Origin of the sequence: Nonomuraea sp. NPDC049309, assembly GCF_043196965.1 — a bacterium.
In the GTDB taxonomy this organism is placed as follows: Bacteria; Actinomycetota; Actinomycetes; order Streptosporangiales; family Streptosporangiaceae; genus Nonomuraea; species Nonomuraea fastidiosa.
This window is the reverse complement of sequence record NZ_JBICSH010000003.1, coordinates 102,569-127,943: the sequence shown is the minus strand read 5'-3', so window position 1 is coordinate 127,943 and position 25,375 is coordinate 102,569. Positions and strand designations below refer to the sequence as shown.

Here is a 25,375-nt window from a genome sequence, read left to right as displayed (position 1 = left end):
ATTACTCTCTGGAACTACTGGGTGATGTCCATGCCTGTTCTTGACCATCCCGGCACGGATTCCAGCGACGACCCCGCTGAAGACCATCGCCACGTTCCTCCCGATTCGCCGTTGCGGCACCAGCCCTTGAAGACCAGGCCGCGCATCTCGGCCCGCACGCCGAGCTTCCAGGGCCGGGCGGCGCCGGCGAGGCGGGCGGGGTCCACGGTCGCGATGACGCCGTATCGGCCCTTGCGCCGCACCTCCAGCGGCACCTTGCGGCGGCCGTCGCTGAGCCAGAGGTTCACCTTGGGCACCTTGCGGTCCACCCGGTGGATGCCGACGTACGCGCGCAGCCGGTACTCGCCGCCCGTCCACGTCCACTCCTCGACCTTGGCGATCAGTTTGAGCTCGTCGCGGGCGTCGAACACCTCGTCGGGGATGCGCAGGCGGCGGTCGCGGAAGTACGGGTAGTCGCCGTACCAGCCGGTCGTGCGCCAGCCGCGCGGCACCACGCGGGCGCTGTCCTCGCGGCCGCGGCGGAAGTCCCGTACGGTCCGCAGCTCCCGCAGCAGCCCGCGCCGCAGCAGGTGCAGCTCAAGACGGCGCAGCGACGGCGCGCTCGCGAGCACGTGCGGCCCCAGCTCGGCGAGCCAGGTCCGGCCCAGCTCCAGCAGCGGGCCGGGGTCCCCCGAGCCCTCCGCGCACCGCTCCAGGGCCTGGAACAGGAAGACCGTGTCCTTCTCCAGCACGAGCGCGTCGAACCCGTCCAGCAGCTCGGGCGCGCGGTCGTCGAGGAACGTGCGCACCGAGCGGATGGCCGACAGCCGCTCCTGGAGGTTGGGCAGCTCGGAGCGGCGCTGGGTGATCGAGCTGCCGCCCTCCTCGCGCTTGCGCCAGTGGTAGACGACGTCGCCCACCATGTCCACGCTGGTCGCGAGCACGTGGGCCTGCATGGCGACCGGCACGTCCTCGTAGATGCCGGCGGGGAAGCGCAGGCCGCAGCGGTCCCAGAAGGCGCGCCGGTACACCTTGTTCCACACCGTGCGGTCCCTGATCAGGACCGGCTTGTCGGTGATGTGCGTGCACAGGTGCGGCCGCCTGAACACCTTCTCGTGCAGAGTGGACTCTTCGAGCCGGCCGTCCACGAGCCGCCGCACCGCGCCGGTGGCCAGGTCGGAGCCGGTCTCGGCGAGCGTGCCGACCAGCCGCTCGTACGCCTCGGGCGGCACCACGTCGTCGCCGTCGGCGAAGGCCAGGTACGTGCCGCGCGCCTTGGCGATGCCCTGGTTGCGCGCCGGTCCCGGCCCCATGTTGCGCTGGACGACCAGGACGAAGCGGCTGTCGCGCGCGGCGAAGTCCTCGGCGACGCGCGCGCCGCCGTCGGTGGAGCCGTCGTCCACGACGATCACCTCGATGTCCTCAAGGGTCTGCGCCGCCAGCGACTTCAGGCACTCGGTCAGGTACGGCTCCACGTCATGGATGGGGACGACCACGCTGAGCAGGGGGATCATGCCTTCTTGCTCCTTGCACTCGGTGTGCGTTCGAGGGCAGCATGCCGTGGCGTCCGCCCCGCCTACGCCTGCGATGGCCGTCCCTGATGAGCTCTTTACCGAGCACGTAATCCGCTACGTTGTGCAAAGGATCGAGCACGAACGGTAGGGGGAGCCGTGTTGAGAGCAGCCCGCGAGGACGACCTGCCGGCCATGCGCCGCTGGCGCAACCACCCTCGGGTCCGCGCCACCAGCTTCACCACGCACGAGATCACGCCGGACGAGCACGCCCGCTGGTGGGCGGCCACCCGCGCCGACACGAGCAGGCGCGTGCTCATCTACCAGCACGAGGGGGCCGCCGCCGGGGTCGTCACCTACACCGGCATCGCGGGCGGCGCCGCCCACTGGGGCTACTACCTCGACCTCGACGGCCTGGAACGACAGGGGCTACTGCTGCCCGCCTGGATCGGCCTGGAGCGCGCGGCCATCGAGCACGCCTTCGGCCCGCTCGGGCTGACCACGCTGCGCGGCGAGGTGCTCGCCGGCAACGAGCCGGTGCTGCGGCTGCACCGGCGGTTCGGCTTCGCCGAGGTGGGCTCCTACCGGCGCGACATCGACGGCGTGCCGCGCGATGTCGTCACCATCGAACTCAGGAAGGAGCAGGCATGATCTCCATCGGGGGGCGGCCGGTCGGCCACGGGCATCCGCCGTTCGTCGTCGCCGAGATGTCCGGCAACCACAACGGCAGCCTGGAGCGGGCGCTGGCCATCGTGGACGCCGTCGCCGACGCCGGGGCCCATGCGCTGAAGCTGCAGACGTACACGCCCGACACGCTGACCGTCGACTGCGACGCGCCCGCCTTCCGGGTGGGCGACGAGCACGAGCTGTGGGGCGGCGAGACGCTCTACCGGCTCTTCGAACGCGCCTGCACACCGTGGGAGTGGCACCGGCCGATCTTCGAACGGGCCCGCGAGCGCGGGCTCGTCGCGTTCTCCGCGCCCTTCGACCCCACGGCGGTCGAGCTGCTGGAGAAGCTGGAGACGCCGGCGTACAAGATCGCCTCGTCGGAGATCGTGGACCTGCCGCTGATCCGGCTCGCGGCCGGCACCGGCAAGCCGCTCATCATCTCGACCGGCATGGCCACCGCCGCCGAGATCGACGCCGCCGTCGCGGCGGCCAGGGGCGCGGGCTGCACGCAGCTCGCCGTCCTGTCCTGCACGGCCACCTATCCCGCGCCGCCCGGCGAGAGCAACCTGCGCTCGCTGCCGCTGCTGTCCGCGCTCACCGGGGCGGTGGTCGGCCTGTCCGACCACACGCCGGGCATCGGGGCCGCGCTGGCGGCGGTCGCGCTGGGCGCGTGCGTGATCGAGAAGCACGTGACGCTGTCGCGTGCCGACGGCGGCGTGGACGCCGCCTTCTCCCTGGAGCCCGCCGAGCTGGCCGCGCTGGTGGCCGAGAGCGAGCGGGCCTGGCAGGCGCTGGGCGAGCCGGTGATCGGGCCGCGGCCGTCGGAGCGCGAGGGGCTGCGGTTCCGCCGCTCTCTTCACGTCGTACGTGACGTGCGGGCGGGCGAACCCGTCACCTCCGACAACGTGCGCTCCATCCGGCCCGCCGGCGGGTTGCATCCCGACGCCTTCGACCAGGTGGTGGGGCGCCGGTTCGTCCGCGACGTCGCGCTCGGCACCCCGTTGAGCTGGGACCTGATCTAGCGCCCCTTACGGCAGGAGCCGGCGCTTCGGCGCAGCCGGCTCCTGGGAGAGCTCGTTTCGGCAGGAGCCGACGCCTGGGCGGGAGCTCGTTTCGGCAGCAGCCGACGCCTGGGCGGGAGCTCGTTTCGGCAGGAGTCAGCGCTTCGGGAGGAGGGCGAGGAGGGCGTCGGCGACGCGCTCCCTGCCCTTGCCGTCCACCAGCCCGCTCCCCCGGCGGCCGAGCTCGGCGCGGGCGGCGGGGTCGGCGAGCAGCCGCGCCAGCACGGCCACCGCCTCGGGGCCGGGTTCGCGCGCGGGCACGGCGGCGGGCTCACGTGTAGGTGCGGCGGCGGGCTCACGTGTGGGCGCGGTGATGGGCTCATTGATGGGCGCGGCGGCGGGGTTCGCGGGCGGCTCCGGGCCGAGGGGGGCGGCGGCGCCCAGGCGGGTCAGCTCCTCGTAGCCGATGAGCTGGTTGGCGGCCACCCAGGTCAGCGCGGTCGGGACGCCGAGGTGCAGCAGCTCCCAGACGGCCGAGCCCGCCGCCGTCACCACCAGGTCGGCCGCCGCCATCAGCTCGGGCAGCCGGTCGGTGGGCGGGATGACGGTGATCGGGCCGGCGTCGAACGGCACGGGGCTGACGACCGTCGCGGTGAACGGCAGGCCGGTGGCGTTGAGCGCGGCCGCCCAGCGAGGGGCGACGCCCGCGCTGTCGGTGCCGCCGAAGAAGCAGAGCACGCGCGGCGGTCCCGGCTCGCGCGACGCCCGCGTACGTCCCCGCACGCTGTCGCGCAGCAGCACGTAACGGGCCCCGGCAAGCCGCCGGCCCGGCAGCGCGAAGGGCCGCCGCTCGGCCCCGAGGTTCTGGTCGAGGTAGAGGTCGGCCTCCTGGCCGAGCGGGTCGCCGTCGATGACGGCCAGCACCGGCAGGCCCGCCGCCCTCAGCGTCGCCCCGGTGTCCCGGGGCAGCGCGTACGAGTCGAGCACCACCGCGTCCAGGGCCAGCTCGCGGGCCAGCGCCGCCAGGCCGGCGGGCTCGTCCGGGGCCGGGACCAGCGGCAGCCCGCGCCCGTCGAGCTGGGCCCGCGCCCACGGCGAGTCGCGCACCTCGCCCAGGAAGACGACGTCGGCGCCGCGGGCGACCAGCTCCTCCGCGAGCGCCACGCACCGTACGAGATGGCCGGCCCCGCTGCGCGCGCCCGCGTCGCAGCGCACCCCCACCCGCACCGCACCGCCAGACACCACGCCGAAGCCCGGCCGCTCACCCGAAGACCCGCCCGGCCGCTCACCCGAGACCGCGTCCGGCCGCTCACCCGAAGACCCGCCCGGCCGCTCACCCGAGACCGCGTCCGGCCGCTCCCCTGAAACCCCGCCTGGCCGCTCACCCGGAGCCCCGCCCGAAGACCCTGCGCTCACGCGTCCTGGAGGGCCTTCTGCCTGACGTGGGCGTTGAGACCGGACACCTCGGGATGCTCGCGCAACCACCCGATCAGCGTCCTCGCCGGAACGCACCGGTCGCCGAGCGCGGCGACGACGGCGGAGATCAGCCGCCAGTCGTCCTCGGTGTCGAGCGTCACCCGCAGGTCGCCGGCCGCCGGGCGGTAGGTGAGGCCGAGCAGCCGGGACTCGCCGGGATGCTCGTACAGGTAGGAGGTGACGTGGACGCGGTGGAAGCCGGTGGCCTCGCGATCGGCCCTGGCCAGCGCGGAACGCCGGGCGATCTCGACATCGAGCCCGCGCGGCAGCGTGCGCTCCAGGCTCGTGCTCAGGTAGTCGAGGCCGGGCACGGCGCGGAAGACGAGCGCCGCCTCCCTGATCACGGCGGGGTCGAGCAGCGGGCAGTCGGCGGTGAACCGCATGACCGCATCGCACCGCCGCCCTTCCAGCGCCTGCACGAACCTGGTCAGCACGTCGTCGACCGGCCCCCGGTGGCAGGCCACTCCGAGCCGGTCGCACTCGCGGGCCACCGCGTCGTCGGTCTGCTCGACGGTGGTGGCCACGAGCAGGTCGTCGAGCGCGCCGGCCTCGCGCGCCGCGCGTACGACCCAGGCGAGCACCGAGCGCCCGCCCAGCTCGCGCAGCACCTTGCCGGGCAGCCGCGTCGATCCCATCCGAGCTTGGATGATCCCCACAATCCGCACCGAAGCCCCAATCCCCCGTGTGACTCTTCGTCATCGTACGGTCGCGCTATGCTACCGGCTTGCCACGACGACTACAGCGCCGTCAGGCGCACTCAGGGGGCCACGTGAGCATTCTCAGTGGATCGTCGATTCTGATCACCGGAGGCACGGGGTCCTTCGGCAAGGCCTTCATCCGCCACGCGCTCGACTCGCTCGGGGTCCGCCGCCTGGTGGTCTTCTCCCGCGACGAGCTCAAGCAGTACGAGAGCAGGCAGCTGTTCGGCGACGACGAGCGCCTGCGCTGGTTCATCGGCGACGTGCGCGACCGCGACCGCCTCACCCGCGCCATGCACGGCGTCGACCACGTCGTCCACGCCGCCGCGCTCAAGCAGGTCGACACCGCCGAGTACAACCCGTTCGAGTACGTCCGCACCAACATCGCCGGGTCGCAGAACGTCGTGGAGGCCGCCATCGACTGCGGCGTGCGCAAGGTCGTGGCGCTCTCCACCGACAAGGCGAGCAGCCCCATCAACCTCTACGGCGCCACGAAGCTGGTCGCCGACAAGCTGTTCGTCTCGGCCAACCACTACGCCGCCGCCCACCAGACCCGCTTCTCCGTCGTGCGCTACGGCAACGTCGTCGGCAGCAGGGGCTCGGTGGTGCCGCTCTTCCAGCGCCTGGCCGAGCAGGGCGGCAGCCTGCCGATCACCGACAAGCGCATGACGAGGTTCTGGATCACGCTGGAGCAGGCGGTCAGGTTCGTGGTCGACTCGTTCGACCTGATGCAAGGCGGCGAGCTGTACGTCCCGCGCATCCCCAGCATGCGCATCACCGACCTCGCCGAGGCGGTGGCGCCGGGCAGCCCGATCTACGAGATCGGCGTGCGGCCGGGCGAGAAGCTCCACGAGGAGATGATCGGCCCCGACGACAGCCGCAGGGCGCTGCGCCTGGCAGATCGCTACGTCGTCCAGCCGACCATCGCGACCTGGGGCTACACGCCGCCGGAGGGCGGCGAGACCCTGCCGGAGGGCTTCTCCTACCGCTCCGACACCAACGACCAGTGGCTGTCGGTCGACGACCTGCGCGCGATGGTGAACGGCTGATGCTGCCCTACGGACGCCAGTCGATCGACGAGTCCGACGTCGAGGCGGTCGCCGAGGTGCTGCGCGGCGACTGGCTGACCACCGGGCCCGAGGTCGCCAGGTTCGAGGCGGAGCTCGCGTGGTGGACGGGCGGCGTGCCGTGCGTGTCGGTCACGTCGGGCACCGCCGCGCTCCACGTCGCCTACGCCGCGGCCGGGGTGGGCGCGGGCGACGAAGTGATCACCTCGCCGCTGACGTTCGTCGCGACCGCCTCGACGGCGGCGCTGCTCGGCGCGCGGGTGGTCTTCGCCGACGTGCAGCCCGACACGGGCAATCTCGATCCCGACGCCGCCGCCGCGCTCGTCACGTCCAGGACGCGGGTGATCACCGCGGTCGACTACGCCGGGCACCCCGCCGACTACGACGAGCTGCGCGATGTGGCCGGGCGTTGCGGGGCGACGCTGGTGGCCGACGCCGCGCACTCGCTCGGGTCGGCGTACAAGGACCGGCCGGTGGGCTCGCTCGCCGACCTGACGACGTTCTCGTTCTTTCCCACCAAGAACGTCACCACGGCCGAGGGCGGCGCGGTGGCCGCGGCCGACCCCGCCATGCTGCGGCGCGCGGCCCGCTTCAGAAACCACGGCCTGGTCAGGGAGCCGGCCGAGCAGCGCCACCCCGGCGAGGGCGGCTGGCACCAGGAGGTGCACGCGTTCGGGCTCAACTACCGGCTGCCCGACGTGCTGTGCGCGCTCGGCGTCAGCCAGCTGCGCAGGCTCGCCCGCTTCCGCGGGCGGCGGGCCCGGCTCGCCGCCCGCTACGACACGCTGCTGCGCGACGTGCCCGGGCTGACCCTGCCCGCGCAGCGCGCCTATGTCAGCCCCTGCCGGCACCTCTATCCGGTCAGGATCGGCGGCGGTCGGCGGCGCGAGGTCTACGACCGCATGCGCGCGGCGGGCATCGGCGTGCAGGTCAACTACGTGCCGGCGTACTGGCATCCGGTGTTCGAAGACCTCGGATACCGCCGCGGGCTGTGCCCCAACGCCGAGTCCTACTACGCCGAGGAGCTGTCGCTGCCGCTGTGGCCGGGCATGACCGACGCCCAGCAGGACCGCGTCGTCGAGACGCTGGCGGGCATCCTGCGCTGAGCCCTCGGCGTCATCGTTCCGCGAGCAGCAGGCAGCCGTCCTCGCCGCGGTCGATGAGGAAGCGGCGATCGTCCACGGTCGTGGTCGCGCGCCGGCGGGAGCGTACGATCGGGCGCAGCGGGCGGCCCTGGTCGATCAGCACCTCCCACCACGACTCGTAGCCCACGCACTCGTCGATGCCGCCCAGCGGGACGCGGGCGCTGAAGTGCCGCCCGTCCAGCTCGACCGGGAAGTACATCTCCTCGCCGTCGCTCTTGCGCCGCAGCCGCAGCACCGGCTCGCCGTCGCCCAGGTCGGACAGCCGCCCCGACAGCAGCAGGTCGCCGCCGTCCACCCGGCAGTCGCCGATGACCGCCTTCGCGGTGCGCACCCGGACGCCCCAGGCGCCCTTCGCGCTGCGCACCGGCACCAGCCACACCCCTGAGGCGCGTTGCGGCGCCGGTATCAGCGGCGGCAGCCAGCGCGGCCCGGCCACCCGGCACTCAAGGCGCAGCCCGCCGCCTCTCACCCGCACGTACAGGTCCCACAGGCCGTGCCGGGCGAGCTGCCGGTGCGACATCGCCTCCGGGTCGAAGGCGAACCTGAACGGGAAGGCGTGCTCAGGCAGCCGGAGGCCGTCCTCCTGCTCGACGTCCTCCCAGATGGGGAAGCTGTCGTTGTCGGAGAGCACGAGGGTGTCGCCGGTGCCGCGCTCGCGCAGCCACGTACGCACCCGCGCCCTGCGCAGGTCGCCCACGTCGAACCTGCCGACCGCGACCCGGCCCGCGCCGTGCAGCACGCCGTCGTGCCAGTCGAGGCTGACCAGCCTGGCCCGCAGGCCCAGCTCCTCCGAGACCTCCGACAGGTGGCCCGGCATGGCGGGGTGGCGGCCGTACCAGCGCCGGCGCAGCAGCCCCGACGAGCCGACCTTCGGCAGCAGCCGGCCCTGCCTGGCCTCGGCGTAGACCCGCGCCAGCTCGCCGAGCCTGCGCTGGTGCAGCAGGTGCACCATCAGGCGGTGCTCGAACGGGATGCTCAGCCACGCCTCGCGCGAGACGCCGTCGAGGTAGCGGACGGCCAGGTCCACCAGGCCGGGGTCGGCGTCCTCGCCCATGGCCGCCATCGCCTCCACCGCCACCGTCATGTCGATGTCGAGCGTGTCGCGGTCGAAGTCGGTCTTGAGCCCGGGAGCGCCGCGCGCCAGCAGCTCGGCCGTCTGCGTCACCGACAGCAGGCGGTCGCGCAGGTTGTCCGGTTCGAGGCGGCGCTGGGTGATCGAGGCGTTCTGCTCGTCGCGCTGCCGCCAGTGGTAGACGACCTTGGCCAGTACGTCCACCGACTCCGCCCCGACGTGGGCGGCCATGGCGACCGGCTGGTCCTCGTACATGCGCTCAGGGAAGCTCAGGCCCAGGCGGTCCCAGAAGGAGCGGCGGTAGACCTTGTTCCACAGCATGCGGTCGCGGACCAGCAGCGGGCGCCGGGTGATGTGGGTGCGCTTGGCCGGTTTGGCGAACGCCTGCCGGTGCGCCCACGACGGCATGAGCAGGTTGCGGTAGAGCCGCATCACGTTGCCGCAGGCGAGGTCGGAGCCGGTCGTCTCCAGCGAGGACACCATGCGCTTGAACGCGTCGCGCGGCACGGTGTCGTCGCCGTCCACGAACGCCAGGTAGGTGCCCGTCGCGTGACGTACTCCCACGTTGCGGGCGTGACCCACCCCGTGGTTGCCCTGGCTGAGCAGCGTGATGCGGGGGTCTTCGGCCATCCTGGCGGCGACGGCGGCGGCCCCCTCATCGGAGCTGCCGTCGTCCACGCAGATCACCTCCAGGTCGTCCAGCGTCTGCGCGGTGATGGAGTCAAGGCAGGGTCCGATGTACTTCTCGACGTTGTGGAACGGGACGATCACCGAAAGAACCGGCACAGGAGCTCCTCATCGTGTGGTCAGCCGGACAGCAGCCGCATGACGCGGCGGGCGACCTTGCGGGGGCGGGCCAGTCGGCGGGAGAGGCGGTATCCGAGCGTCCTGCGGTAGGCGGTGGCCTTGCGCTGCGTCCTGCGCAGCTTGGCCTTGGCGCGCACCAGCTCGCGCTCGCGGTACGACAGCTTGGTCTCCAGGCGGGAGATCCTGGCGAGGGCGGCGGTGAGCTGGTCGGCGAGCCGGTCGCGGGCGCCCAGCAGATCACGGTACGTCGGCGCGTGCTCGCCCAGCTCGGCCGGCTGGCCCAGCTCGGCGTCCAGCTTGCGGGCCAGGTCGAGGTCACCGTGGTCGCAGGGCCGCTCGGCCATGCCGCACAGCGTCAGCGTGAGCTGGTCGGCCTCCAGCGGCCACGGCCACGGATGGTGGTGCCCGGCCGCGAGCAGCCGGACCGCGAACCGCCACAGGATCCGGCACAGCACCACCCGCGGCTCCTGCGGCGCGACCGGGGCGGCCGGCGGGTTGACCGCGGCGAAACGCTCGCCGTCGTAGACCAGGCTGTCGGTCGCCGCCGACACCTCACCGCTTCGCTCAAGCCACTCGGCCAGCGCCGACAGCAGCTCGCGCACGGTCTTGACGTCCTCGCGGGCGCACGCCTCGACCAGGATCTCCTCGACCACGCGACCGGCGGGGATCGGGCGCTCCTCACCGTCCGGCAGGGGCCTGGTGCCGTGTCCGGTCAGCTCGTACAGGGACCGGCCCTCCTCGATGAGGCCGAGCGGCAGCTCCACCGGATGCACCGGGTCGTCTTCGGCGTGCGGCGGGCGCGTGGCGATCGCCAGCCACAGCGGCGCCAGTTCCTCGCCCAGCCCGTGCCTGAACACCAGCCTGGTCAGGCTGAGCGGATCGGCCACCAGCATGCGGTCGCTCTCGCGGGCGCTCAGCGGGAACGTCAGCGCCTCGGGCAGCTCGCCCGCCAGCGCCTCGCGCGACAGCAGCGAGCGCGGCGCCTGCCGGTCGGGGTAGGCCGCGTAGCAGCGCTGCAGGCTCAGCCCCGCCGACTCCAGCCCGCGGTCGAGCGCCGCCGGGCCGCCCGGGTAGCTGGGGTCGAAGCCGTGCGGCGCCCACTGGTCGTCGCCGCACTCGCGGTCGGCGGGCCTGGCCTCGATGAACCGGTCGATGCCGAGGTCGTTGCGCACCACGAGGACCAGCCGGCCGCCCGGCTTCGTCAGCCCGGCCAGCGCGGCCAGCGACTCGCTCCACGCCGACGCGGGCGCCTCCGCCGAGTGCGTGCGCAGCAGGCCGTCGAGCGCCAGCACCAGGTCGTACGGCTCGGCGACGTCCAGCACCTCGAGCCGGCCGCAGAACACCTCCAGCTCCGGATGCCGCTCCCCCAGGGCGCGGGCGTCGGGGAACGAGCGCACCAGCACCGCGGCCGCGCCCGCCCTGGCCACCACGTCGTCCACCACCGCCTGCGGGTGCGGGCCGACCAGCAGCACCCTGCCGTCCGGGGGCACCAGCCGCCTGATCAGCTCCAGTGCCGCGCCGCGCCACTCGGTGACACCCCCGATACCGGACATGTCCGACCAGAGCAGCATCTCGCCGCCGATCAGCCGTACGTTCGCGGGCGCCTCGTTCACGCTCATCCCCGCACTCCACCCCGTTCGCCCGCCTCAGCCCTCGTGACCCCGGCCGTTACCCCCGGAACCCGTTCGCCCGTCTCAGCCCTCGTGGGGCCGGCCGCCGCCTTCGGAAGGGCGGCGCGGACCAGCGCCTCGGACCGACCGGCGAGGACCGCCGCACTCGCTCCAGGACGGACCGCCGCTTCTGCGCAGGCGGACGGGCCCGCTCCGGGGTGGGTGAGTGCGGTGGTGAGCCGGGAGCGGCGTTTCCTCACCGCCGCCGACGGTGCGCTGCGGACCCGCTTCCATCCGAACATTCGCCGTAGCTCCTCCGGTGTCGCCTGATACTCGAATCCCAGCTCGCGCCGCGCCACCTCGGCCGCCAGCTCGGCATCGACCTGCGTGCCGTGCAGCTCGGGCCAGAGCCGCATGCGGCGGGCGGTGCCGCCGTACTCGGGCCGCTCGTCCTCGTACTGCATCGGGTCTCCGTAGACGGCGACCTCGCACCCGACGGACGCGCCGTAGAACACCGCGCTGCCGAGCCGGTTGGAGGCCACCCTGCGATGGCGCCGCAGCTCCACGAGCTGCTTGCGCAGGAAGTCGCGGCCTTGCGCGTCCCAGCGCGAGCCGCGCTCGCCGTGACAGATGACCCGGAACCCCCTCGATTCGTACGCCCGCCGAATGTCCGGATTTGCGAATTCCAACCAATAAAGGCAGACCGTTACCGGGCCAATCTCGACATCTCGGATTTCATCGGCGAGCCTAGCGTGATCTCCGCTGACGGAATATTTCTCCCAGCCATGAAAGGGATACCAGATCGTACCCTCGCGATCCTCCCGCACACCGAGGTCGGGCTCCAGGTAAAGAAGGTAGATCCACGGTGCGCCGATGAGATAGTGACCCCTCCGGCCCATCGACCACCCCCTGCGCCGCAGCACGTCCGACCAGATGAAACGCGGATATCCGGGGCTGCACCAGTGGTCGTTCGGCGGAAATCCATGAAGATAGTTCCATCCATGCTGAAGGAAGCCCTGAATGCGCCTCGGCGCCTCATCCGGCATGCCGCAGTATCTGCCGAGAATGCGGGAGTGCCCGTACCAGTGATTGGATTCGTCCATCATTCCCCCTGTACGGCTGGCGTGTCCTTCCCGACATTCCCAGCACCCATCACGGGTCACGCATCGTTATACGCTTCCATTACTCAGGTCGGGGGCTTGGTTTTTCAACGCGTTCCCGATACGGCTACACTTCGTCATGGCTCGAAGACAGAGAGTGAGTGATCATGAGTCATCTCGACCGCCTGCGGGCCGTGTTCCGCATGGCGCTCAATCTTCCGCCCGACGCCGGCGTCGACGACCTCGAATACCGCGCCATCCCGGAGTGGGACTCCCTCGCGCACATGGCGCTCATCGCGGCGATGGAGGACGAGTTCTCCATCATGATCGACACCGATGAGATGATCGACATGAGCTCGTTCGCCAAGGCGGCCGAGCTGCTGGAGAAGCATGGCATCGGCGCCGCCGCCGTCTGAGCGCGGGGTCGTTCCAGCCGCCCTTCTCACCCCCGGTGCCGTCCGGGGATCCGATTCGCGTACGCTCCTCCGCCCACGCCCCTCGCACGCGGGCAGCCTCCGCGGCAGGGGACGATCGCTCCCCGAGCCGGTGGCGACCCGCCGGCCGGCGACACGCCGGACGCAGACGCGGAGCCGGGTTTCACCGATCCGCCGAGAGCCGCCACCGACCGGCCGAGAGCCCACAGCGCCTTCCGAAGCCGGCGAGGAGCCCACGAAGCGCCGCACGACGGCGGTGGGCCCATCACCCGCAGCTCCTGCAGAGCCGGCAGCGCACCGACAGCCCGCAGCGCCCCGGGACTCCACAGTGCACCGAGCAGCCGCCACGCTCCGGGCGTCCGCAGCGGCCCACCCGTCCGCCACCGGCCGCCGATCCGCAGCAGGCCCCGCACCGGCGACAGCGCGCAAACCGCCGACCGGCCGAGAGCCCAGCGCCCTCCGAGGGCCCGCACACCGGCGGCTCGCCACCGGCCAGAGACCCGAAATGAACCGCACACCGCAGGAAGACCGGGCGGCCGCCACGCACCGCGCATCGGCAGGCGGGCGAGAACCCGCCGCACACCACGCTCCGGCCGCGAGCCGTGATCCGGCGGTGAGCCACGCTCCTACCGTGGGCCGCGACCCTGCCGCGGGCCACGATCCGACCGTAAGCCGCGATCCGGCCGCGGGCCACGATCCGACCGTAAGCCGCGACCCTGCCGCGCGCCGCAATCCGGCCGTCAGCCGCGATCCGGCGGTGAGACGAGAAGCCGCCGCCCCTCAGCCATCTTCAGCGAGCCGGGAGCCTGCCGTGCATCTGGAACCCGCACTGAGTCGAGCATGCGACGCGCGTCGGGGGCCGGGAGTGAGCCGAGACGGCGCGACCGGGCGAGAACACACGAGCGACCGAGAACACGTGAGCGGCCGAGAACATGCGACCGGGCGAGGACACGTGAGCGGCCGGGACGGCGTCGTCGGCGGGGAGGGCGCGGCGCGCTCGCGGGCTGTGCAGCGGCGCACTCCCCACCCCGTCGACGGGCGGGGCGGCGCGGAGGCCGGCCCTGCGCGGGAGCCGAACGTCGAGCCGGAGGAGGAGGCGGTGGCGATGGAGCCGCGGGTGGCGCTGGTCACCGGATCGACGACGGGGATCGGGCGGGCGGTGGCGGTGCTGCTGGCCGCGTCCGGATACGTGGTGGTCGTGCACGGCCGGGACGAGGAGCGGGCGGCGAAGGCGGCGGCCGAGGTGGCCGCGCAGACCGGCGGCGCCGCCGACTCCGTGCACGGCGACGTGGCCGACCCCGCACAGGTCAACACGATGATGCGGCGCATCTACCAGCGGCACGGCCGCCTCGACGCGCTCGTGGTCAACGCGGGCGTGCACGCGGCGGGCCTGCTCGGGCTGACCGGCCGCGACACGATCGGCCGGCTGTTCGACGTCAACGCCGTGGGCGCCACCCACACCCTGCAGGCGGCGCTCAGGCTGCTGCGCAGGGGCGGCGATCCGGCCGTGGTGCTGGTGTCGTCGGTCATGGGCAGGGCGGGCGGCGCCGGGCAGACCGTCTACTCCGCCACGAAGGCGGCGGTGCTCGGCCTCACCATGGCGGCGGCCAAGGAGCTGGGCCCGCACGGCATCAGGGTCAACGCCGTCGCGCCCGGCTACATCCGTACCGACATGCTCGCCACGCTCGGCGACGACGAGCGCGCCGCCACGATCGCGGCGACCCCGCTCGGCCGCCTCGGCGAGCCCGGCGACGTCGCGCACGCGGTGGCGTTCCTGCTGTCGCCCGAGGCCGGGTTCATCACCGGCCAGGTGCTCGGCGTGGACGGCGGGCTGGTCCCATGACGGCCCCGCGCCCGCACGCCGCCGGCGGTGCGAAGGCACGCCCCGACGCCGCTCCACATCCGCAGGTCGCCAACGAGCCCGGGAGGTCACCGGTGCGGTCCGAAGCCGATCCCGCGCCCCCTTCGCCGACGCACGCCGCCCGCGAACCCGGCCGGGACACCGCCGGGACCGCCGCCTGGCGTCCGCGGGCCGCGGACGAGTCCGATGCGGTCTCGGGGCGGGTGACGACCGATAGCGCCGCGATCTCACATGCGGGACGCGCGGGGAAGCCCGACGCGTCCCTGGCGCCGCCCGAGGACGTGGTGTTCCCGCATCCCGAAGCGCGGCTGGTCGCGGCCGGTGATCGCGACGGGGTGTCCGGGGACGATCTGGCGCGCTCGATCAGGCGGGCGGCGGCGCACCTCGGCAAACTGCCGCCGGGGCCGGTGTTCTGCGGCATGCGCAACACGCTGGCGTCCGTCTTCTGCTATCTCGGAGCCTGGCACGCGAGGCGGCCGATCGCGCTGCTCGACCCCGACCTGCCGGCCGCGACGCTGGCGGAGCTGGCCGAGCGGTTCGAGCCGTGCGCGCTGATCGGGTTCACGCAGGCGGGGGCCGAGCCGCCGCGCCGGCGCACCGCGCCTGACCCGCATCCCGACCTCGGCCTGCTGCTGGCCACCTCGGGCTCGACGGGCAACCCGAAGCTGGTGCGCATCTCCCGCCAGGCGGTGCTCGCCAACGCGCGCGCGATCGCCACGGCCCTGTCGCTCGGCCCCGGCGAGGTCGCGCCCACCAGCCTGCCGCTGCACTACAGCTACGGCCTGTCGGTGCTCAACAGCCACCTGGTGGCGGGCGGCACGGTGGTGCTGACCGAGGCGGGCCTGCTGGAGCGCTCGTTCTGGAGCGACCTGCGCACCTACGCATGCACGTCCCTGGCCGCCGTGCCGTACCAGTACACGATGCTGCGCCGGATGCGCTTCGACCACACCGAGTACCCGGCGCTCACCACGCTCACCCAGGCGGGCGGGCGGCTCGCGCCGGAGCTGGTGAAGGAGTTCGCCGCGCAGGCGGAGCGCTTCTACGTGATGTACGGCCAGACCGAGGCCACGGCCCGCATCGCGGTGCTGCCGCCCGACCGTCTCGACGACAAGCCGGGCTCGGTGGGCGTGGCGGTGCCGGGCGGGCGACTGGAGATCGACGGCGGCGAGGTCGTCTACCACGGGCCCAACGTGATGATGGGCTACGCCGAGACGGCCGCCGACCTGGCGAGGGGCGACGACCTGGGCGGCGTGCTGCGCACGGGCGACCTCGGCAGGCTCGACGACGAGGGCTTCCTGTACGTCACGGGCCGGATCAAGCGCATCGCCAAGGTCTTCGGCACCCGCGTCAACCTCGACGACGTCGAACGCCTGCTGCGCGGCTCCGGCCCGGTGGCCGCCACCAGCGGCGACGACCGGGTGACGATCTGGACCGAGAGCCTCGACAAGCCCGCGCGGGCGCAGCTGGCCAGGCGGCTGGCGGCACAGCTGCGGCTGCACTGGAGCGGGTTCGACGTCCGCCACATCGACCGCCTGCCGCTGCTCGCGACGGGCAAGGTCGACTACCGAGCGCTGGAGTCGATGACATGACACATCCGCTGCCGGGCGCGGTCCTGGCGCCGGAGCGGTCGGTGTTCACGCTGGGCGCGGCCCGGCGGGAGGCCGTGCTGCTGCCGGAGCTGGCCGCGCTGACCGAGCGGCACCGCCGCGCCTGCCCGCCGTACCGCCGGATCCTCGACGCGATCGGCGCGCACCCGCCGTACGAGCGGCTGGCCGATCTGCCGTGGCTGCCGGTACGCCTGTTCAAGACGCACGAGCTGCGCAGCGTGCCCGCCGAAGAGGTGTTCAGGGTGCTGACGTCGAGCGGCACGACCGGGCAGGCGCCGAGCCGCGTCTACCTCGACCGGGCGGCCGCGGCGGCGCAGACCCGCATGCTGGCCGCCACGATGCGGCAGGTGCTGGGCGGGCGGCGGCTGCCGATGCTGGTGGTCGATCAGCGTGCGGTGGTGCGCGACCCGACGCTGAGCGCCAGGGGCGCGGGCGTGCTCGGGATGATGAACTTCGGCCGCGACCACACCTTCGTGCTCGACGAGCGGGGCGAGGTGGACGCGCGGGCGGTCAAGGACTTCCTCGCGCGGCACGGCGGCGAGCCGTTCCTGATCTTCGGGTTCACGTTCATGGTCTGGCTGCATCTGCTCGGCCTGGGCGAGGACCTGTCGCAGGGGGTGCTCGTCCACTCGGGCGGCTGGAAGCGGCTGGCCGAGCAGTCGGTCGACAACGCCGAGTTCCGGCGGCGGCTGGCGGCCGCGTGCGGGCTGCGCAGGGTGCACAACTTCTACGGCATGGTCGAGCAGATCGGGACGGTGTTCTTGGAAGGACCCGAGGGTGACGGGCTCTACTGCCCGGATTTCGCCGACGTCGTGATCCGCGACCCCGAGACCTGGCAGGAGGCGCCCACCGGCGTCCCCGGGCTGGTCGAGGTGGTCAGCACGTTGCCCACGTCGTATCCGGGGCACGTGCTGCTGACCGAGGATCTCGGTGTGGTACGCGGCGTCGATGACGGATGCTGGCCCGGCAAGCGGTTCGAGGTGCTGGGCCGGCTGCCGCGGGCCGAGGCGCGCGGCTGCAGCGACACCATGGGGCGGGGCTGATGTCCGACGACCTCTCCCCCCGTGACGCCCGCCCCGGGCGCGACCACATCCCCCAGACCGTTGACGTGCTGTTCCCCGCGGGCGCGGCCGTTCCGGTCGAGGAGCTGCTGAAGCAGCTCGCAGGCGACCCGCTCCAGGTGGGCGACGAGCGGATCAAGGAGTTCCTGGCGGCGTTCGGCAGGCGGCTGCTGCGGCCGGCGCTCGCCCGCCGCCACCCCGAGCTGGGCTCGCTGGGCTTCTTCCTGCGCCCGAGCGAGCTGGCCCGCACGGTGGCGGAGCTGGACGGCGGGCACGTACGCGTCCCGCGCGGCCTGATCTTCCACCTGCCGCCGGCGAACGTGGACACGGTCTTCGTCTACTCGTGGGCGCTGTCGGCGCTGATGGGCAACCGCAACGTGGTGCGCCTGTCGCCCCGTTCCGGCGCGGTGGCGCAGGCCATCCTGGAGACGCTGCACGAGACGCTGGCCGCCGCCGACCCGGTGGTGGCGGCGACCCAGCGCATCATCGGCTACCACCGCTGCGACGAGCTGACTGCCGCGCTGTCGGCGGCGTGCGACCTGCGGGTGGTGTGGGGCGGCGACACCGCCGTACGCGAGATCCGCCGCCACCCGCTGGCCCCGCACGCCCGCGACCTGACCTTCCCGGACCGCTCGTCGTTCGCGGTGATGCGGGCGGCGGCCTGGCTGTGCGCGCCGCGGGCGGCGCGGGTGTCGATCGCGGAGGGGTTCGTCAACGACACCTACTGGTTCGACCAGGCGGCCTGCTCGTCGCCGCGCACGGTGTTCTGGGTCGGGGACGAGGACGACTGCGAGGCGGCGCGGGCCGACTTCACCGGGCACGTGTCGCGGGTGGTGACCGTACGCGGGTGGGGTGTCGATGCGGCGATGGCGGTGGAGAAACGGGTCTCCACGTACGGGCTGGCGGCCGACGGGCTGGCGGACAGCGTGGAGTTCCACGGCAACGCGCTGGCCTGCGTGCGCCTGTCGGCCGCGGCGGCGGCGCCGCGGCGCTGGCTGGGCGCGGGCACGTTCGCGCACGCCAGGCTGGAGTCGCTGGCGGAGCTGGTGGCGCTGGTCGAGCGGCGGGACCAGACGATGACCCACTTCGGGTTCGGCAAGGGAGAGCTTGAGGAGCTGGCGCGCGGCCTGGCCGGGCGGGGCGTCGATCGCATGGTGCCGGTGGGCAGCGCGCTGAGCTTCCACCGGGTGTGGGACGGCGTCGATCTGCCGGCCGAGTTCACGCGCCTGGTGACCGTCGTCGCATGACGCTCGCTCCGCCCGCGAGCACGCTGGTCCGCCTGTCGATGTCGAGGGGGCGCGGGCTCGGCTCGGGGTGGGCGCCGGCCGCGGCGGTGTGCGCGCTCGCCGCGGTGGCGTTCCTGTGGTGCGGGGTGTCCTGGCGGGACCTGGCGGTGTTCGCCGCATACGCGGGGCTCGGCCTGGTGCTGCCGGGCACGCTGCTGTGGCGGGCGCTTGCGGGCGGCGGCCGGTCGATGGCCGAGGATCTCGCGGCGGGCCTGGCCATGGGGTACGCGGTCGAGGTGCTCGCCTACCTCCCGGCCCGCGCCGCCGGACGGCCCTTGCTGGTGCTCATCGTGCCGGTCGCGGTGGTGGCGGCGTTCGCGTGCGTGCCCCGGCTGCGGCGGCACTGGCGCGGCACCGCGCTGACTGAGCGGGTGCCGCCGTGGTGCGCGTGGCCGCTGGCGGGGATCGTGGCGTTCCTCATCGTGTGGAGCGCTCTGCACCTGTACGGAGTGCCGGTGCGGGCCGCGTACGTGGACATGCCCTACCACCTGGCCCTGGTCGGTGAGCTGCGGCACCACATGCCGCCCGCGCTGCCGGTGGTGCTGGGCGAGCCGCTGCCCTACCACTGGTTCGTCTACGCCGAGCTGGCGGCCACGAGCTGGGTCACCGGCATCGAGCCGCTGACGCTGGTCTACCGGCTGGGCACGCTGCCCATGGCGGCGGCCACGGTCGTGCTGGTGGCGGTGCTGGGCCGCAGGCTGGGCGGAAGCTGGGGCGCCGGGCTCGCGGCGGCCGGGGTGACGTACTTCCTGTTCAGCCCGGAGCTGGTGCCGGGGGTGGTGTTCAGCTCGCGGTCGATGTTCACGGTCTGGGCCAGCCCGACGCAGACGTTCGGCGCGTTGCTGTGCGCGGCCGTGATGATCCTGCTCGTCGCGCCCCGGATGCGGTGGGCGGCGCTGGTGGTGCTGCTGCCGGTGCTGGGCGGGGCGAAGGCGACGTACCTGCCGCTGCTGCTGGCCGGGCTGGCGCTGGTCGCGGCCGTGCGGTGGGCGGTGGAGCGGCGGGTGCCGTGGCGGTGGCTGGGCGCGGCGGGTCTGGTCCTGGGTTTCCTGGTGTTCGCGCACACCGTCCTGTACGGCGGCGCCGCCCAGGGCACGGTGCTCGACCCGTTCGCCACCATGCGCGCGCTGGGGGGACCCCGCACACCGGTCGCGGTCCTCGCGGTGCCGGCGGTGGTGCACCTGTTCTGCCTGGCCTGCGTGTGGGGCGGTGCGGCCGGGCTGGGGCGGCGGGCGCTGGAGCCGCCGCTGCTGCTCATGCTGGGCGTCGGGGCGGCCGGGATCGGCGCGGCGATGCTGCTCGGGCATCCGGCGCAGTCGCAGCTCTACTTCCTGGAAGGCGCGCGGCCCTACCTGTCGATCGCGGCGGTGTGCGGGATCCTGGCCGCGCGGCCGGTGCCGTGGGCGCGGGCGGCCGGCATGGCCGGCCTGGGTGCGGCGGGCGCGCTGCTGGTCTCCGTGGTGGAGTTCGGCGCCGGGCGTCTTGCGCGGGCGGTGCTGCCGTACGCGGTGCTCGCGGCGGCGGCGGTCCTCGCCTGGTGGCTGCTGCGGCGGCGCGGGCCGCTGCTCGCGGTGGTGGTGCTGCTCATCGGGTACGCCCTCCCCACCTCCGTACGCGTGACGGCCGCGCACGTCACCCCCGGGGAGCGGCGGCCCCGCTCGATCCCCAAGGGCGCGCTGGAAGCGGGGCGCTGGCTGCGCGCGCACTCATCGCCCGGCGACGTCGTGGCCACCGACCTGCACTGCCTCCGCCCCCGCCGGCAGGTGTGCGACAGCAGGCACTTCCACGTCTCGGCGTTCACCGAGCGGCGGGTGCTGGTCGAAGGCTGGGCGTACGCCGAGAGCACGCTGTCCAGGGCGGCCGGCCACCCGTCCTACCTCGCGGTGCCGTACGCCGACCAGGGGCGGCTGGCCGCCAACGACGCCGCGTTCTCGACCCCCACGGCGGAGAACGTGCGGCGGCTCGCCGAGACCTACGGCGTGCGCTGGCTGTTCACCGGCATCAGGCCCGAGCTCGACCGGCACGCCAGGCTGCGCTTCCGCAACGCGACCACCTCGGTCTACCAGCTGCGCTGAGCCCGGCGGCGAAGGTAAAGGCTTGCACCGCGCCGCGGAATGCCGCGGAGAAACCGCATCCGGCGCGCCCGAGCCCGCCAGCACCATCGTCGTGGATTCACGGCAACAAGCAAGATCAGGGGGATCTATGGAGACCCGTGCCGCCCTGGAATCGAGCCCCCGCCTCCACACCCCGGTGCCTCGCCAGGCGTCACGTCCCGCGCGGCGCCCGGCGTACCAGCGAGCCGGCCGCCCGGCGAGCGTGGACATCGTCATCCCCGTGCTCAACGAGGAGCGCGCCCTGCCCGGCTGCGTGCGCACGCTGATCCACTACCTCGACGGCTTCCCGCTGCCGTGGCGCATCACGATCGTGGACAACGGCAGCACCGACGGCACGTGGCGGATCGCGGCGGCGCTGGCCGGCGAGTTCGCCGAGGTGCACGCAAGGCGCCTGGAGGTCAGGGGGCGGGGCGCGGCGCTGCGGGCGGCCTGGCGCTCCAGCCCCGCCGACATCGTGGCGTACATGGACGTGGATCTGTCCACCGACCTCGACGCGCTGTTCCCGCTGCTCGCGGCGGTGGCGAGCGGGCACTCCGACATCGCGATCGGCACCCGGCTCGCGCACGGCGCGCGGACCCGGCGCTCGCTGCGCAGGGAGATCGTCTCGCGCGGCTACAACGCCCTGCTCAGGTACGGCTTCGGCGCCCGCTTCAGCGACGCCCAGTGCGGGTTCAAGGCGGTCAGGGCCGACGTGGTCAGGCCGCTGCTCAGCCGGATCAAGGACGACTCGTGGTTCTTCGACACCGAGCTGCTGCTGCTCGCCGAGCACAACGGGCTGCGGGTGCACGAGGTGCCGGTGGACTGGATCGAGGACGCCGACTCCCGCGTCCAGGTCGTCCAGACGGCGCTCGACGACCTCAAGGGGCTGGCCAGGCTCGCCTGGTCGATGGCGCGCGGCCGCGCCGACGTCGACGTGCGCAGGTCCGGCCCGGCTCCCGTCCACCCGATGCCGGGTGCCCCGCGCGTGGTGACCAGCGCGGCCATCACCTCGTTCGCCGCCGTCGGCACCGTCTCCGCCGTCCTGTACGCGCTGCTCTACCTGCCGCTGCGCGGCCTCTGGCCGCCGGTGCCCGCCAACCTCGGCGCGCTCGTGCTCACCGGGCTGTGCACGCTGGCGGTCAACCGGCGCTGCAGCCGCGGCCTGCGGGCCGCGATGCGGCTGCGCGGTCCCGTGCTCGTGGCCGCCACGTACGTGCTGACCACGCTCGCGGTGCTGAGCGTGCCGCCGTGGGCGGGCCTCGCGGCCGAGGTGAGCGCGATCGTCACCACGTACTGCCTGCTCACCCTGCTCCGCTTCGCCGCGCTCGACCGCTGCGTCCCGTCACGACCGAGGAGTTGACCCGATGGAACGCTCGGAGATCCGCCGGCTGGTCGCGGTGGAGGACACGCACTGGTGGTACCGCGAACGGCGGGCCATCCTGCGCGCGCAGCTCCGCCGGCTCGGCCGGCCGGGGCGGGCGCTCGACATCGGCGCGGCGGGCGGCGGCAACACGCGGGTGCTCGCCGAGGCCGGCTGGGCCGCGACGGCGGCCGACACCTCCCCCGAGGCGGTGGAGTCGGCCAGGGAACGCGGGCTCGACGCGGTGCGCGCCGACGCGCGGGCGCTGCCGTTCCTGACGGGCAGCATGGACCTGGTGACCGCGTTCGACGTGCTGGAACACATCCGCGAGGACGACCTGGTCGCCGCCGAGATCGCGCGGGTGCTCGCGCCCGGCGGGCACGCGCTCATCGCGGTGCCCTGCGACATGGCGCTGTGGTCGGCGCACGACGAGGCCGTCGGCCACGTACGCCGCTACGACCGCGACACGCTCACCGTCGTCGTCGAGAAAGCGGGGCTGACCGTCGAGCGGGTGTGGAGCTGGAACGTGCTGCTGCGGCCCCTCGTCGCCGTGCACCGGCGCCGCTCGGAGGGCAGCGACCTGCGCAGGCTGCCGTTCCTCGTGAACGCCGGGCTCTCGGCGGTCGTCAAGGCCGAGCGGTGGCTGCCGGTGCGGTCGCTGAAGGGCGTCACCCTGTTCCTGCGCGCCCGCCTCCGCCGCTGACCCCCGCCGTCCCGCGCGAAAGCCTCGGGTCCCGCGCGTCGGTAGGTGCGCGGCCGCGTCTTTGTTCATCGGTGTTCAGAACGAGACATCGCCGCCGCATCAGGGGCCGTCGGTTGGCTCTAGGCTTGCGCTCGTGGTGATTCATGCCCTTATCGCGGCCTCTCTGGCCTTGACCTCCGTGCCCGCGCAGGCGCCTGCCGCCACCGACTGCTCCCGGGTCAAGTGCCTGGCCCTGACGTTCGACGACGGACCGGGCACCTACACCCCCGCCCTGCTGAAGACGCTGGACAGGGCAGGCGTGAAGGCCACGTTCTTCCTCGTGGGCAAGCGGGCCGAGAAACACCCCAAGATCGCCCGGCGGATCGCCGCCAAGGGACACGCGATCGGCAATCACACGTACTCGCACGCCGCGCTGCCCCACCGCTCCGACGACGAGATCAACGAGGAGCTGAAGCTCGCCCAGCAGGCCATCCAGAAGGTCACCGGCCGGCGGCCCACGATGTTCCGCCCGCCGTACGGGCAGACCGACGACCGGGTGCTGAACTTCGCGTACCAGAACGATCTCTCGCAGATCCTCTGGACGGGCAGCACGCTCGACTGGAGCCTGCGCGACAAGAAGAAGATCAAGGCGGCCGTGCTGAAGCTGGCCAAGCGCGACGGCGTGATCCTCATGCACGACGTGGTGCCGCAGACCGTGCAGGTGATGCCGGAGATCCTGAAGGAGCTCAAGAAGCGCGGCTATCACCTCGTCACCGTGCCGACGCTGCTGCGTGGCAAGGGACCGGTGGCGGGAGAGAGCTACTTCAGGAGGTAGCCGCTCCCGCGGCACGAGACGGGGACCATGGGGAGTGACACCCGGCCCGGCCGGCCCTGGGTCGCGCTCGCGACCTTCCTGGCCGTCCAGGCGGTGCTCGGCTGCTGGTGGGCGGCGTTCTATCCCGGCCTGTTCAGCCGCGACTCGGTGCTCTATCTCAGCCACACCGTGGCCGGGCCCTGGGTGGCCGACCACTCGGTGCTCTACGACGCGCTGCTGTGGCTGAGCTTCACCGGCACCGGCGACCTCGGGGCCGTGAGCTTCGCGCAGACGACCGCCATGGCCGGGGCGCTGACGTATCTGGCGCGGTCGCTGCAGCGGCTGGGCGCGCCGCGCCTGCCGACGACCGCGGTGGCGATGCTGATGCCGCTCGCGCCGCCGGTGGGCGCGTTCACGGTGACGCTGTGGAAGGACGTGCCGTTCACGATCTGCGCGGTGGCGATCGCCGCCACGTGCGCGCGGATCGCGGCCAGACGCGCCGTCACCGTGCCCGCGCTGGCCGGGCTCGGCGCGCTGTTCGCGCTGCTCGGGCTCTTCCGGGCGAACGGCTTCCTCATCGCGGGCGTCACCGTGCTGACGCTGGCGGCGATCGTCACGGCCCGGCGCGTGCTCCTGCTGCTGACCGGGCTGCTCGCCGCCGCGCTCCCCCTGGCGCTCACCGCGTACGTCTACCCGCAGGCCGGCATCGCGGCCCCGTCGCCGACGTACGTCTACCACACCGCCTTCGGCGACATCGCGGTCGCCTACCGGGAGCGCCCCGGCCTGTTCACGCCCGGGGACATCGGCCTGTTGAGCTCCGTCGCGCCGCTGCGCCGCTGGTGGGAGGGCGGCACCTGCTACACGATCAACCCACTGATCTGGCGGCGCGACTTCGACTGGGCCCAGGCCGACATGCGCGCGGGCGAGCTGCTCGGCCTGTGGCGGCGGCTGCTCGTCACCGACCCCGGGCTGGTGGTGCGGGCCAGGCTGTGCCGGGGCGCGATCGCCTGGCGGCCGGTGGCCGACGCGGCGGCGACCGGCGGCGCGACCTACCGGCTGTCGCTGCGGCCGAACGCCGACACCTACGTCGGCCCCGGCAAGGTCGCCGACTTCCCCGGGCGCGGGGTGTTCTCGCTGCGCCCGCTGTCCATGGAGCTGTACCAGGTCGCCTCGCCGTGGCTGGCCGGCGCGCTCACCCCGCAGTGGGACTGGGTGCTGTGGCGCGGGGCGTCGTGGGCGTACCTGTCGTACGCGGCGGCGGCGCTGGCCGCGCTGGCGCGGCGCGACCGCTACGCGCTCGGCGTCGCCGCCGTGGTCGCCGGGCAGCAGCTCGCGGTCCTCGCCAACATCTCGGCGCAGGACTTCCGTTACATGGCCGCGCCCATCCTCATCGGGGCGCTGATGGTGCCGCTGCTGCTGGGCGGCCTGGTGCCGCGCCGCCGGACGCGACGGCCCTGCTTCAGCCGGCAGGTCGCCACCGGGGAGCCGCCGCCTCCGCTTCAGGCGGCAGGTCTCCGCCGGGGAGCCGCCGTCCCCGCTTCAGGCGCGCCCGGAGGTCAGGGCCGGTCGCGTTCGGCGGCCTGGCGCTCGTCGTAGCGCCGCCTGGCCTCCGCCACGGCGGAGCTGTACTTGCGCGACCAGTTGGTCAGCGTGAGCATCGCCTCGTACAGCTCCAGCGCCATGTCCGTGGCGCGGTACTCCACCTTGGGCGGCACCGTCGGGTAGACCGTGCGTTCGAGCAGGCCGTCGCGCTCCAGGTTGCGCAGGGTCAGGGTGAGCATGCGGCGGCTGATGCCCTCGATGAGCCGCTCGAGCTCGGTGAAGCGCCGGGGCGCGCGGGCGGTCGACACGATGATGAGGATCGCCCACTTGCCCGCGATCCTGTCGAGGATCTCGCGGGGCGGGATGGGACACTCGCCGCTCTCGATGAGACATTCCGCGTCTTCGATCGTCCTGAGCTGCTCTGGTACAGCGATGTTCCCCTGATACATGAAAGTGCCTTCTTCCGGGTGACCTCGATGGTCACACATCATGGCCACCGT

21 protein-coding genes are annotated in these 25,375 nt (G+C 73.4%); 14 read left to right on the top strand and 7 right to left on the bottom strand.

The window, feature by feature from the left end:
• Nucleotides 1–14 precede the first annotated feature (14 nt).
• The gene (locus tag ACGFIM_RS21435) at nt 15–1,493 is read right to left on the bottom strand and encodes a glycosyltransferase family 2 protein (protein ID WP_393202787.1); all 1,479 of its coding nucleotides are present in this window, start codon (nt 1,491–1,493) and stop codon (nt 15–17) included.
• A 156-nt stretch (nt 1,494–1,649) separates the two neighbouring features.
• Between ACGFIM_RS21435 and ACGFIM_RS21430 the strand changes: the two genes are divergently transcribed.
• Complete coding sequence (locus ACGFIM_RS21430) at nt 1,650–2,141, top strand: GNAT family N-acetyltransferase (RefSeq protein WP_393202785.1); 492 nt, start codon at nt 1,650–1,652, stop codon at nt 2,139–2,141.
• Nucleotides 2,138–3,181 (top strand): pseudaminic acid synthase, encoded by a 1,044-nt coding sequence (gene pseI, locus ACGFIM_RS21425; protein WP_393202783.1) that lies wholly within the window; start codon nt 2,138–2,140, stop codon nt 3,179–3,181. Before ACGFIM_RS21430 ends, pseI begins: the two co-directional genes overlap by 4 nt.
• Before the next feature lie 135 nt (nt 3,182–3,316).
• On the opposite strand, the gene ACGFIM_RS21420 is transcribed toward pseI, so the two are convergent.
• Both ACGFIM_RS21420 and ACGFIM_RS21415 read right to left on the bottom strand, forming a co-directional pair.
• Nucleotides 3,317–4,324: a PseG/SpsG family protein gene (locus tag ACGFIM_RS21420; protein ID WP_393202782.1), complete on the bottom strand. Its 1,008-nt coding sequence runs from the start codon at nt 4,322–4,324 to the stop codon at nt 3,317–3,319.
• A gap of 248 nt (nt 4,325–4,572) precedes the next feature.
• The gene (locus ACGFIM_RS21415) at nt 4,573–5,292 is read right to left on the bottom strand and encodes a cytidylyltransferase domain-containing protein (protein WP_393204160.1); all 720 of its coding nucleotides are present in this window, start codon (nt 5,290–5,292) and stop codon (nt 4,573–4,575) included.
• Nucleotides 5,293–5,405: 113 nt separating this feature from the next.
• Between ACGFIM_RS21415 and pseB the strand changes: the two genes are divergently transcribed.
• Both pseB and ACGFIM_RS21405 read left to right on the top strand, forming a co-directional pair.
• The gene (gene pseB / locus ACGFIM_RS21410) at nt 5,406–6,383 is read left to right on the top strand and encodes a UDP-N-acetylglucosamine 4,6-dehydratase (inverting) (RefSeq protein WP_393202781.1); all 978 of its coding nucleotides are present in this window, start codon (nt 5,406–5,408) and stop codon (nt 6,381–6,383) included.
• Nucleotides 6,383–7,507, top strand: a complete 1,125-nt coding sequence (locus ACGFIM_RS21405) for a DegT/DnrJ/EryC1/StrS family aminotransferase (RefSeq protein WP_393202780.1) — start codon at nt 6,383–6,385, stop codon at nt 7,505–7,507. The genes pseB and ACGFIM_RS21405 overlap by 1 nt, the downstream gene beginning before the upstream one ends.
• 10 nt (nt 7,508–7,517) lie before the next feature.
• Here the strand turns inward: ACGFIM_RS21405 and ACGFIM_RS21400 are convergent, their stop codons facing one another.
• From ACGFIM_RS21400 to ACGFIM_RS21390, 3 genes are read right to left on the bottom strand one after another with little or no spacing between them, the layout of a single operon-like run.
• Nucleotides 7,518–9,404, bottom strand: a complete 1,887-nt coding sequence (locus ACGFIM_RS21400) for a glycosyltransferase (protein ID WP_393202779.1) — start codon at nt 9,402–9,404, stop codon at nt 7,518–7,520.
• 20 nt (nt 9,405–9,424) lie between these two features.
• The gene (locus tag ACGFIM_RS21395; RefSeq protein ID WP_393202777.1) at nt 9,425–11,044 is read right to left on the bottom strand and encodes a hypothetical protein; all 1,620 of its coding nucleotides are present in this window, start codon (nt 11,042–11,044) and stop codon (nt 9,425–9,427) included.
• The gene (locus tag ACGFIM_RS21390) at nt 11,041–12,138 is read right to left on the bottom strand and encodes a hypothetical protein (RefSeq protein ID WP_393202775.1); all 1,098 of its coding nucleotides are present in this window, start codon (nt 12,136–12,138) and stop codon (nt 11,041–11,043) included. The genes ACGFIM_RS21395 and ACGFIM_RS21390 overlap by 4 nt, the downstream gene beginning before the upstream one ends.
• Before the next feature lie 164 nt (nt 12,139–12,302).
• Here ACGFIM_RS21390 and ACGFIM_RS21385 point away from each other — a divergent pair, with 164 nt between their 5' ends.
• From ACGFIM_RS21385 to ACGFIM_RS21340, 10 genes are all read left to right on the top strand, one after another.
• Nucleotides 12,303–12,551: an acyl carrier protein gene (locus tag ACGFIM_RS21385; RefSeq protein ID WP_364068490.1), complete on the top strand. Its 249-nt coding sequence runs from the start codon at nt 12,303–12,305 to the stop codon at nt 12,549–12,551.
• 970 nt (nt 12,552–13,521) lie between these two features.
• A complete protein-coding gene (locus tag ACGFIM_RS21380; RefSeq protein ID WP_393202773.1) occupies nt 13,522–14,412 on the top strand; it encodes an SDR family NAD(P)-dependent oxidoreductase in 891 nt (296 codons plus the stop codon).
• 221 nt (nt 14,413–14,633) lie between these two features.
• Nucleotides 14,634–16,019, top strand: a complete 1,386-nt coding sequence (locus ACGFIM_RS21375) for an AMP-binding protein (RefSeq protein WP_393202771.1) — start codon at nt 14,634–14,636, stop codon at nt 16,017–16,019.
• Complete coding sequence (locus tag ACGFIM_RS21370; RefSeq protein WP_393202769.1) at nt 16,016–17,080, top strand: acyl-protein synthetase; 1,065 nt, start codon at nt 16,016–16,018, stop codon at nt 17,078–17,080. The genes ACGFIM_RS21375 and ACGFIM_RS21370 overlap by 4 nt, the downstream gene beginning before the upstream one ends.
• Nucleotides 17,080–18,345 (top strand): acyl-CoA reductase, encoded by a 1,266-nt coding sequence (locus ACGFIM_RS21365; protein WP_393202767.1) that lies wholly within the window; start codon nt 17,080–17,082, stop codon nt 18,343–18,345. Before ACGFIM_RS21370 ends, ACGFIM_RS21365 begins: the two co-directional genes overlap by 1 nt.
• Entirely contained in the window at nt 18,342–20,459 is a 2,118-nt protein-coding gene (locus ACGFIM_RS21360) for a hypothetical protein (RefSeq protein ID WP_393202765.1), read from the top strand. Before ACGFIM_RS21365 ends, ACGFIM_RS21360 begins: the two co-directional genes overlap by 4 nt.
• Nucleotides 20,460–20,700: 241 nt before the next feature.
• Nucleotides 20,701–21,837 carry a glycosyltransferase gene (locus ACGFIM_RS21355; RefSeq protein ID WP_393202763.1) on the top strand — a complete coding sequence of 379 codons (1,137 nt, stop codon included), beginning with the start codon at nt 20,701–20,703 and terminating at the stop codon, nt 21,835–21,837.
• A gap of 4 nt (nt 21,838–21,841) precedes the next feature.
• Nucleotides 21,842–22,540, top strand: coding sequence for a class I SAM-dependent methyltransferase (locus tag ACGFIM_RS21350; RefSeq protein ID WP_393202761.1), 699 nt, complete (start codon nt 21,842–21,844; stop codon nt 22,538–22,540).
• Nucleotides 22,541–22,673: 133 nt separating this feature from the next.
• Nucleotides 22,674–23,354, top strand: coding sequence for a polysaccharide deacetylase family protein (locus tag ACGFIM_RS21345; RefSeq protein WP_393202759.1), 681 nt, complete (start codon nt 22,674–22,676; stop codon nt 23,352–23,354).
• A gap of 27 nt (nt 23,355–23,381) precedes the next feature.
• Nucleotides 23,382–24,929 carry a hypothetical protein gene (locus tag ACGFIM_RS21340; RefSeq protein WP_393202757.1) on the top strand — a complete coding sequence of 516 codons (1,548 nt, stop codon included), beginning with the start codon at nt 23,382–23,384 and terminating at the stop codon, nt 24,927–24,929.
• Here the strand turns inward: ACGFIM_RS21340 and ACGFIM_RS21335 are convergent.
• Nucleotides 24,890–25,324, bottom strand: coding sequence for a winged helix-turn-helix transcriptional regulator (locus ACGFIM_RS21335; RefSeq protein ID WP_393202755.1), 435 nt, complete (start codon nt 25,322–25,324; stop codon nt 24,890–24,892). The genes ACGFIM_RS21340 and ACGFIM_RS21335 overlap by 40 nt on opposite strands.
• Nucleotides 25,325–25,375 lie beyond the last annotated feature (51 nt).

Coding starts and splice junctions, on each gene's coding strand:
- ACGFIM_RS21435 (WP_393202787.1), bottom strand. CDS start 1,493: ATGATCCCCCTGCTCAGCGTGGTCGTCCCCATCCATGACGTGGAGCCG.
- pseI (WP_393202783.1), top strand. CDS start 2,138: ATGATCTCCATCGGGGGGCGGCCGGTCGGCCACGGGCATCCGCCGTTC.
- ACGFIM_RS21405 (WP_393202780.1), top strand. CDS start 6,383: ATGCTGCCCTACGGACGCCAGTCGATCGACGAGTCCGACGTCGAGGCG.
- ACGFIM_RS21395 (WP_393202777.1), bottom strand. CDS start 11,044: ATGAGCGTGAACGAGGCGCCCGCGAACGTACGGCTGATCGGCGGCGAG.
- ACGFIM_RS21390 (WP_393202775.1), bottom strand. CDS start 12,138: ATGGACGAATCCAATCACTGGTACGGGCACTCCCGCATTCTCGGCAGA.
- ACGFIM_RS21385 (WP_364068490.1), top strand. CDS start 12,303: ATGAGTCATCTCGACCGCCTGCGGGCCGTGTTCCGCATGGCGCTCAAT.
- ACGFIM_RS21370 (WP_393202769.1), top strand. CDS start 16,016: ATGACACATCCGCTGCCGGGCGCGGTCCTGGCGCCGGAGCGGTCGGTG.
- ACGFIM_RS21365 (WP_393202767.1), top strand. CDS start 17,080: ATGTCCGACGACCTCTCCCCCCGTGACGCCCGCCCCGGGCGCGACCAC.
- ACGFIM_RS21360 (WP_393202765.1), top strand. CDS start 18,342: ATGACGCTCGCTCCGCCCGCGAGCACGCTGGTCCGCCTGTCGATGTCG.
- ACGFIM_RS21350 (WP_393202761.1), top strand. CDS start 21,842: ATGGAACGCTCGGAGATCCGCCGGCTGGTCGCGGTGGAGGACACGCAC.
- ACGFIM_RS21340 (WP_393202757.1), top strand. CDS start 23,382: ATGGGGAGTGACACCCGGCCCGGCCGGCCCTGGGTCGCGCTCGCGACC.
- ACGFIM_RS21335 (WP_393202755.1), bottom strand. CDS start 25,324: ATGTATCAGGGGAACATCGCTGTACCAGAGCAGCTCAGGACGATCGAA.